The sequence below is a fragment of the Verrucomicrobiota bacterium genome, from assembly GCA_016871535.1.
In the GTDB taxonomy this organism is placed as follows: Bacteria; Verrucomicrobiota; Verrucomicrobiia; order Limisphaerales; family SIBE01; genus VHCZ01.
Map to the genome: position 1 here is coordinate 1 of VHCZ01000424.1, position 2,636 is coordinate 2,636.

Annotated in this window: 2 protein-coding genes; both read left to right on the forward strand. The window is 60.2% G+C overall.

The window, feature by feature from the left end:
- Positions 1–435 precede the first annotated feature (435 nt).
- Positions 436–1,623, forward strand: a complete 1,188-nt coding sequence (locus FJ398_27090) for a hypothetical protein (protein MBM3841543.1) — start codon at positions 436–438, stop codon at positions 1,621–1,623.
- A gap of 68 nt (positions 1,624–1,691) precedes the next feature.
- On the forward strand, positions 1,692–2,309 hold the full coding sequence (gene trmB, locus FJ398_27095) for a tRNA (guanosine(46)-N7)-methyltransferase TrmB (GenBank protein ID MBM3841544.1): 618 nt from the start codon (positions 1,692–1,694) through the stop codon (positions 2,307–2,309).
- The last annotated feature ends 327 nt before the right edge of the window (positions 2,310–2,636 follow it).

The window sequence follows — 2,636 nt, forward strand, 5'->3', positions numbered from 1 at the left end:
AGCTGTTCTTGAACAAACATATTTCAACCAATATTGACGGGCATTTCGAGCTTTTTTCTTTTTTCAAGCCAATAATCACGCTTGTTGCAGGACTAGCCTGCCGGTTAGCGGGACTTTCCAGCCCCCAGCGCCGCGGCTCGCCAAACGGAGCTGGAAAGCTCCTTGAACCCGCAGGCTCGAAAGCCTGCGCTACTTCGCTCGAAAACAGGACCTCGCGGAATTTTCGGACACGCTCCAAGCTGAACTGAGATGCGCTCGCCCACGTTCGACGCGCGGGGTAGTGTCCTAATTTGCATCCTCGGAGCGCGACTGTATCCGAAGGACCAGTCGCAGCGCTGCGGCTGGTCTGCGACACAGCCGCGCTCCGGCAGAATTAGAACACTACTCCGCGCGCTTCTTATTTGCCAAGCGCGGCTGACTCGCTAATTTCTCCGTATGGCAAACGACTACTCTGCGGTCAGCCATTGGCGCAGCGCGTTCGACGAGTCCAGCCTCCAAAAGTGGGCGGAGGATTTGCGTTCGCAGCTTTCGGCTTCCCGAGTTTCGTTGGGGTTGGTTTTCATGACGCCGAAGTTTTTTCCCCACGCGGCGCAGGTGCTCGAGATTTTGCGCGTGCACGCGCAGATTCCGCTCCTGGTAGGCTGTTCGAGCACGGGTTTGATCACCGGAGCGGAGGAGGTCGAAGAGGAAGCGGGGTTGGCCCTGGGACTTTTTCATCTGCCTGGGGCGGATCTCTTGGCCCATCGCTTCACTCAGGAGAAGGTCGAAGAAGCGGAAGGCCCGGACTTTTGGCACGCGCAAACGGGCGTCGGCCAGGAGCAAGTCAACGGCTGGCTTGTCTTTGCCGATCCGTTTCACCTCGACTGCGATTCCTGGCTGAAGCATTGGAACGAAGCCTACGCGCGCGTCCCGGTCCTGGGCGGATTGGCCAGCGGGGAATTGTCCGAGCAACGCACACAGATCTATCTCAACGGCGAAGTCTATGAAGACGGCGGAGTCGCGATCGCCTTTCGGGGCGAGGTCGCTCTGGCCGGCGTGATCTCCCAAGGCTGCACGCCGATCGGCGAGACCTGGACCATCACGCGCGCCGAACGCAATTTGATCCACGAGATCGGCAACCGCCCAGCCTACGAAGTTCTGGTGGAAACTTTCAACAGCCTGTCGGAAGCCGAGCAAAAGAAAGCGCGAGGAAACTTGTTCGTCGGTCTCGTCATCAACGAGTATCTCGAGGAATTTCGGCGGGGTGATTTCTTAATCCGGAATTTGCTCGGCGCCGATCCCAATTCAGGCTGCATCGCCGTGGGAGCCTTCCCCCGGACCGGACAGACGCTGCAATTCCAGAGGCGCGACGCCGCCGCAGCGACCGAAGATTTGTCGGCGCTCCTGGAGAGCGCGCGAAAGCGTCTCGGCGGCAAGGCCATTCTCGGCGGGTGTTTGTGTTGCTGCAACGGACGCGGGGCGCGCCTGTTTGGACGCGCCAGCCACGATGCGACCGCGGTTCAAGAACTCCTTGGCCCCTTTGGGTTGGCCGGATTCTTCTGCAACGGCGAGATCGGCCCGGTGGGCGACCGAAGCTTCCTCCACGGCTACACGGCTTCGCTGGCGCTGTTCCTCAAGAAGTAATCAGTTGTCAGTTGTCAGTCGTCAGTCGTCAGTCACCCGTGATCAGTAACCAGTCTCTCGAATCCGCAATCCGCAATCCGCAATCCACAATTGGAAGCTCCGCGCTCATCTACCCTCCTCGGTCCTGCGTCGAGCGCCTGGATCTGGCGGTCTTGTTTCCGGTCGCAAGGCCTCTGGAAGTTGAACTGGGCAGCGGGGACGGCTCGTTTCTCGCCGCGTACGCTCAGGCGCACCCGGAACACAATTTCCTGGGCATCGAACGTTTGCTAGGGCGGCTGCGAAAGCTGGATCGCAAAGGGCAACGGCTCGGCCTTTCGAATCTCAAACTGATCCGTCTGGAGGCTTCCTACGTTGTCGAGTATTTGCTGCCGAAGGAATCGGTTCGCGCGTTCCACATTTATTTTCCGGATCCGTGGCCCAAGCGCCGGCATCAGGCGCGGCGGCTGATCAATCCGCGTTTCATCGAAGCCGCCCGCGCTGCGCTGGAGCCGGGCGGCCGGATTTTCCTGAGGACGGATAACACCGATTACTTCGCGCAGATGATCGAGGTGTTTGCCGGGAATGCGGGGTATCGGGAGATTCAGACCTCGGAATCGTTAGGAGCCATGCTCACGGATTTCGAGCGGGACTTCGTGGCGAAGGGCGTTGCGATCCGGAAGGCGGCGTATGAACGGTCCGCTTCGTAAACCCGTGCGCGGCGCAAGCGAGCCAGTCCGGGGTGTCCGAGGTTCGAGGGGCCGGCTAAGGGTCTGTGCAAAAATAAATTCCGGTTTTGCTGGAGGTGATTTTGCTTTCTGGCGAGGCACGACGAAGGAGCATAGCCAGGGCTCTGCGACTGAGGAGAAACGAAGCCAGAAAGCGAAATCGCCCCAGCCCTCCGGGGCGGGGCGCCTGGCCGGCTGCGGCGTTGCTCGTCGGTCACAGCCCCAAAACGGGGATGCTCCCTCCTCGCGCCTTGCATCCGGCCAGGCGGCGCTCCCGCCAAAACCGGAAGTTATTTTTGCACAGACCCT